Source organism: Micromonospora sp. KC213 (assembly GCF_004348325.1).
Taxonomy (GTDB): domain Bacteria; phylum Actinomycetota; class Actinomycetes; order Mycobacteriales; family Micromonosporaceae; genus Micromonospora.
This window is the reverse complement of sequence record NZ_SMKF01000253.1, coordinates 1-5990: the sequence shown is the minus strand read 5'-3', so window position 1 is coordinate 5990 and position 5990 is coordinate 1. Positions and strand designations below refer to the sequence as shown.

At 68.6% G+C, this 5990-nt stretch carries 7 protein-coding genes; 1 reads left to right on the top strand and 6 read right to left on the bottom strand.

All coding sequences use genetic code 11. The features are described from left to right. Positions 1 to 203: 203 nt before the first annotated feature. The 4 genes from E1166_RS28840 to E1166_RS28825 form a co-directional block, all read right to left on the bottom strand. Entirely contained in the window at positions 204 to 641 is a 438-nt protein-coding gene (locus E1166_RS28840; protein WP_279433238.1) for a hypothetical protein, read from the bottom strand. 86 nt (positions 642 to 727) lie between these two features. After that, positions 728 to 1495, bottom strand: a complete 768-nt coding sequence (locus E1166_RS28835; protein WP_132343019.1) for a MerR family transcriptional regulator — start codon at positions 1493 to 1495, stop codon at positions 728 to 730. A 39-nt stretch (positions 1496 to 1534) separates the two neighbouring features. Further along, positions 1535 to 2449 (bottom strand): alpha/beta hydrolase, encoded by a 915-nt coding sequence (locus tag E1166_RS28830; RefSeq protein WP_132343018.1) that lies wholly within the window; start codon positions 2447 to 2449, stop codon positions 1535 to 1537. Positions 2450 to 2625: 176 nt separating this feature from the next. Beyond that, positions 2626 to 3036, bottom strand: coding sequence for a hypothetical protein (locus E1166_RS28825; RefSeq protein ID WP_207914615.1), 411 nt, complete (start codon positions 3034 to 3036; stop codon positions 2626 to 2628). Positions 3037 to 3613: 577 nt separating this feature from the next. Between E1166_RS28825 and E1166_RS28820 the strand changes: the two genes are divergently transcribed. Beyond that, a complete protein-coding gene (locus E1166_RS28820) occupies positions 3614 to 3820 on the top strand; it encodes a hypothetical protein (RefSeq protein WP_132343017.1) in 207 nt (68 codons plus the stop codon). 155 nt (positions 3821 to 3975) lie between these two features. Here the strand turns inward: E1166_RS28820 and E1166_RS28815 are convergent, their stop codons facing one another. Together E1166_RS28815 and E1166_RS28810 are read right to left on the bottom strand one after the other, a co-directional pair. Next, a complete protein-coding gene (locus tag E1166_RS28815) occupies positions 3976 to 5226 on the bottom strand; it encodes an amidohydrolase family protein (RefSeq protein WP_132343016.1) in 1251 nt (416 codons plus the stop codon). Continuing rightward, positions 5210 to 5990 (bottom strand): MFS transporter (locus tag E1166_RS28810; protein WP_132343015.1); only part of this gene is annotated, 781 nt, incomplete at its 5' end. The genes E1166_RS28810 and E1166_RS28815, both read right to left, overlap by 17 nt.

Below are 5990 nucleotides of genomic sequence, written 5' to 3'. Positions count from 1 at the left end.
CTGTGGGGCAGCGCGGGTGGGCACCCACAGCCCCGACGCCGCCGGCAGTCGCGGCCGGTCCGCCCGTGCGGGTAGCGGCATAACGTCCGCACGCTGCCACAGAGCCTCATTTGCGAGGCTCGGCGCACAGGTTGAAGGCAACGCTCCGGCATACCGCAGAGTGACGAACGAGCGGCCTAGGAATGGATCCGTCAGGGTCTCGTCTACATCGAGTCGGAAGCTGGGCCGGCGATCGGTTCCGTGAGAAAATGACGGATGACACCGGCAATCGCCTGGTGAACGGCGTTTTTGTCCATCGAGGCGAGCGGCTCCAGTCGCAGCAGGTAACGGCAGTAGGCCATGCCGATGGTCTGGCTGAACACGAGGGCCGCCCGCTGGTCGATATCGGGCTGGTCGGGATAGGCCGCACGGAAGACGGGCAGGAACTGGCGGTCGAAGACGCCCTGTAGCCGCTCCGTCGCGTCGCCGTGGGTTGGCGCCGCGCGCAGCAAAACACTCAGGGCGGGCTGACCGCCTTCCCCAACGTCGACGAACATCGTTGCGTACCTTTGCGCGAAGTCCGCGCCGGCCGGTACGTCAATGCTCGGCAGACTGGCACCCCTTGCTCGTGAAGTAGCGGATGACCATCGAGGGATCCACACCGGCGTCGGCGGCGACGGCCCGACCTGGTGTACCTGCGCTGAGGACCACACCTGCAATCGTGGGGCGCACACGGCTCATGGGAGCATCAACTGTCGGACGTGGCCGGGGTGCTGACTTCAGTGTCGGACACGGCGGTTCGGCGCCGCTCGGCACGGTAGGTGAGCGCATCGATGATGCGTTGCCATGCCGGTGATGCCTCGGAGATCCGGGAAACGACCAGCTTCAGATAACCTGGCTGGCTGTTGTCGCGTTCGTGTTTGATCTCCCATGCGTCCATGTCATCGATGAGCCGGTCCAGGCGTGGATCGTGCGGATCCCAGTCGACTGATTGGTCACAGGCGAGATACAGGCGCATCGTCTCGGGGTCGTCGAAGCTGGCGTTCTTGTCCCGTATCCGCTGCGGCATGACGTGCGAATCCAGTGCCTGCATCAGGATCCACGAGTCGCGCTCGGCTCGTATCCTCCGTTCGCTGACCCCAAGACTGCGCATCCGGTCCAGGATGGCGACCACCTCGGGAGGCAGGACAAGCCTTTCACCGCTGGCCAATTCAGCGATCCGGCGGCGGTAATCGGTGAGCTGGTCGATCTTGCGCTGCAGCTCGACGTCGATGTAGGTGATGGCCGAGGCGAATTCGGTTGGCTGTGCGTGCAACAGCGCGTCGATATGGGCCAGTGGCACACCGGCGTCGGCGAGGGTCCTGATCCGGATGAGGTCGACCGCCGCTTGTGCGCTGTAGCGGCGGTAGCCGGAGGCGTCGCGTGCGGGTTCGGGCAGCAGGCCGACGTGGTGGTAGTGGCGGACGGTGCGCACGGTCACGCCGGCGGTCGCCGCGAGTTGGCTGATCGTGAGCACCGTCCTCCTTCAGGCTTCGAGAAACTGGCCGGATCGAGTCTAGGGGCGGACCGCCCGGTCGACGACGTCGCGGATCGCCTGCACCACGGCATCGGGGCGGTCAAAGCAGAGCCGGTGGTGGCTGGTGTCGGAGAGGATGCGTTGTTCCCCGTGCGAGACCGCGCTCACCAGGGCCGCGTCCATTCTCGTCTTGCCGTCATGCATCTCTTGCAATGTCCGCTCCGACGTCAGCGCCTGCTGGGCGGGGTCGGTGCCCACCACGGTGAGAGCGACCACCGGGACGTCGGGAATGTTCGGCCCGGCCCGCAGCTCGGCGGCGAGTTCGGCCAGCTTGCCGCGCTCGGCGACGCCGACGTGGATCCATTCGTCACTCACCTTGGCATCGATCAGCGCCTGCCGCACGTGCTCCGGGTAGTTCGCGTACAACTCGCCGCGCATCTCGCGCAGGGCCGGGCGCATCTGTTCGAGTTGCTCCCGATCAGGCGCCATCCGCTCAACCGCGGCCAGACTCGCCGCAGGAGGCATGAAGTCGTCCCAGTCGCGGTGGAGGGCGTCCAACCAGACCAGCCCGGCCACGTCCGGCGGGTACAACTGCGCGAACCGATGCGCGTAGAAGCCGCCGAGGGAGTGCGCCACCAGCACGTATGGCGCGGCGATGTTCTGGGCGCGCAGGAGTTCGTGCAGTTCTGTGGCGACCGCGGCGGCGGTGCGCGGCAGCGGGAGCGGGTCGCTGTAGCCCGTGCCGCCGCGGTCGTACACCACAGCGGTGGTGAACTGCGAAACCCTCTGCTGGACGCCGAAATAGTCCAGGCCGACCGCGCTCGCGCCCGGCAGAAACACAACGCCCGGCCCGCCGCTGCCCGACCGATGCACGAAAACACGGCGGCCGTCGATCTCCTCGAATCCTCCCACCGGCGGAGCGAGCCGAGCCGAGGAGGTGATGTCGTTCGTCATGTGACAAGGCTCCAACCCTGACGCAGGGTCAGGGTCAACCCCTTCCGCCGCATTGCCCGAAGCGTGCGCAGGACAGAATGGCCTTGGCCTGCGTGGTGAGGAACTGGCTCCACGTCGGTCTCACCCGTCTCGGCGCCGGACCGGCGCCGGCCCTGGTCAGGATCGCCCAGACCGTGCTACCTGCCAGCCGGTAGCCCAGGTTGGCCAATTCGCCCTGGATACGCGCACATCCCCAGGTCGGGTTGTCCCCGAGCCAGCCGCAGCACCAACTGACGCACCTCGGCCGTGACCGGTGGGCGACCCCGCCGCTGCCTCGGGTACGTCCGCCGCCGCGCGATCAGGTTGCGATGCCAGCGCAACAACGTGGCCGGGGTGACGAAGAACGCCGACCACCGAGCCTGCGGCAACAGCCTCGACAGACCAGCCAGCACCGCCTGGTCGGCCGGTTCCAGATCCAGCCGGCGCAGTACCGCGACCTGGTGCCGCAGCACGAGCACCTCGACCGCGTTGGCGCGCCCACCGCGGGCCAACAGGGTGACCAGCCGCAGTGCCTGACGAGGAATCAGGTAGCCGAACGACAGGATCATGACCGGCCGTGCAGGCGCGTTGCCCGGGGAACTGACGGCTGCCGGCGCGGGGTGCTGGGTTCAGGGTCGCCGGCGCAGCAGTGCCCAGCCGGCCTCCACGGTGGCGGCTACTACCAGACCGAGCACGACGTGCCCGGCCAGCCCGCGCAGGTGGGTGACCGGTGGGTACGCCTGCGGCGGCGGGGTGAATCCAGCAGCGGATTGAGTGCCTCGTCAACCACCCAGTCGCTGCGGCCAGTGCCGGGGTGGTCGAGGAGGGGGCCTTTTCGCGACGTCCATGAGCAGAATTTCGTCGCGGTGGCCGCACAAGGACCGTTGGGACATCACCGCCCGAGTCGGCGATAAAGCCCCGAGGTAACGCCTACAGAAGCCTCGGATCCGCCCTCGCTTACGGCCGGCGGGCGTGGGGCCGATCAAGGCGTAGATCACTCGAGGACTCAGCCGACCGGTCGTGGCGGGCCGCGAACGCGGGCACTCGCATCGATATTCATCGATGGGATCGCCGGTCGACCCAGTCGGCGCAGCCAGGACCAGACCGGACCAACCCGAACCTCACCGGACGGGCTGGGAGTAGGGAATGCTCGTCGGACGAGCAGCCGCCGAGCAGCCAACCCTCCACAAGGGCCGAAAAACTAAGAAGCCTGACCCGCGTTTCCGGTTCTTGACGATCGGTGACAAGGCCGCGAGGGCGTCGGTCGACAACCGTGTGTTGTCGATTCTTGTCAACGTTGGGTTCCTGACCTTCGCCGGGGCGTACTACAAGGCCAAGGACCGGCTGCGCTGACCGACAGCGATTCGTCGGAAGAGCCAGGGGCGGTGTCCGCCCGACGACTGCGCTGACCCCGCCGTACCGGGTACCGGTCCGGGACGGCCGGTGCTCGCCCCCGGGTCGGCGACGCAATCCCGGGGGTACCACGACAGTGTGGGGTTCCGCCCTGCTCAGCGGGCCTGTGGTCCCGCCAGCAAACGCCCCGCCGCCATGAGCAACCGGCGGTACTTGGCCGGCTCGGCGAGCACCCCCAGGTGCTCCAGCGGATTGCCGTCCGTCGCGATCAGGTCGGCGTACGCACCCGGAACGATCACCCCCAGGGTGCCCTCCGCGCCGAGCATCGCGGCGGCGGTGGAGGTGGCCGAGCGGATGATGTCGAGCGGCCTCAGCACCTCCCGCCGCAACTGGAACTCGTCGAGCTGGTGGCGCTGCATCCCACCCAGCAGGTCGGTGCCGAAGACGATGTTGACGCCACCCCGGTGCGCGGTCTCCAACGCCCCCAGGCCCGCGTCGAGCACGTCGTACACCTTGCGGTGGACGTGCTCCGGTATGCCGGCGGCCCGGCCGTCCCGAGCGATGGCCTGGTAGGTGACCAGGGTGGGGACCAGGTAGGCTCCGGTGGCACGGAACAGTGCGACGCTGCTGTCGTCGAGCAGGTTGCCGTGTTCAATGCTCCGTACCCCGCACTCCAGCCCTCGGTTGATCGCCTCCGCCGTGTACGCGTGGCCGGCGACGTACCGCCCCGCCGCGCGGGCCTCGGCCACGATGGCGGTGATCTCGTCCAGTGCGAACTGGGTGGCCTCGATCCGGTCGGTCGGCGAGGTGACCCCGCCGCCCAGCATGATCTTGATGTGGTGCGCCCCCTTGCGGAGTTCGTCGCGGGCCGCGCGGCGGCACTCTGCGACGCCGTCGCACACCCGACCGAAGTCGGGGCAGCAGTACGCGACGGTCCCGACGTTGCGGCCGGGACGTCGTACGTCGCCGTGGCCCCCGGTCTGGGAGAGCGCCTTGCCGGCGAAGAACAGCCGGGGCCCGGTGACGAGGCCATCGGCGATGGCGTCGGCGAGGCCGTGGTCCGCGCCGCCGCAGTCGCGGACCGTTGTGAAGCCGCGCATCAGCATGTCGTGCAGCGCCCGGGACGCGTGTGCCCCCACGTAGTAGTGCGACAGGTCCGGCAGTGCGGACAGGTCTGCCGTGGCCGCCGTGACGTGCACGTGGCCGTCGATGAGTCCGGGCATCAGGGTGGCCCCCTCCAGGTCAACCACCGGCGCCTTCCCGTGCCGCACTTCGGCGTCGCCCACCTCGGCGATCAGCCCGTCGACGACCAGGACACGACGGTCCGGCGTCAGGGTACCGGCGACCGGATCCAGCACGGTCGCGTTGACCAACAGCCAGGTCTTCCGCTCATCTCGGGCCGACACGGGGACTCCTTCTTTCTTTGCCGACAGCGACGGGGCCGGGTGCACCGGTCACGGTCTGGGGGCCGGGGACCACCGGTGCCGGCCCGTCCGGTGCGGGTCCGGTCGCCGATCGACCGTCGCTGATCTCCTCCAGCGCCCGCCCCCTGGTGGACACTCCGAAGATCAGGACCACCGCCACACCGACGGCGAGCGCTCCCGTGGTGATCAGGAAGACACCGTCGAAGCCGATGACCGGATAGGTCGTCCCGATCAGGATCGGCGCGGAGATCCCGCCGATGCGGCCGACCGCCGACGCGGTGCCCATGCCCCGCGCTCGGACCGCGGTCGGGTACAGCTCGGGGGTGTACGCGTAGATCGCGGCGTAGACACCGTTCATGAAGAAGGAGAGCAATCCGCCGAAGACCATCACTTGCGCGGAGATATCCGACCCGGATAGCAGGTACGCGGCCACCGAACCGCCGCCGAGGTACAGGGCGATCGTCCACTTGCGGTCCAGCAGATCGTTGAGCGCGGCGGCAGAGTAGTAGCCGGGGATCTGGGCCAGGTAGATCACGATCGAGTAGGTAAAGCTCTTCGCGATGGTGAGCCCGTCCGCGTATAGCAGGGTCGGCATGAAGGTGAAGAAGCCGTAGAACGAGAACGTGATCACCACCCAGAGGACCCACAGGACGGCGGTACGGCCGGCCAGGCCCCGCCGCCACAGCCCGCCTATGCCGACCCGCCGGGGCGGCGCGGTACCCGGTGGGGGTCGGCCGGGGCGACGG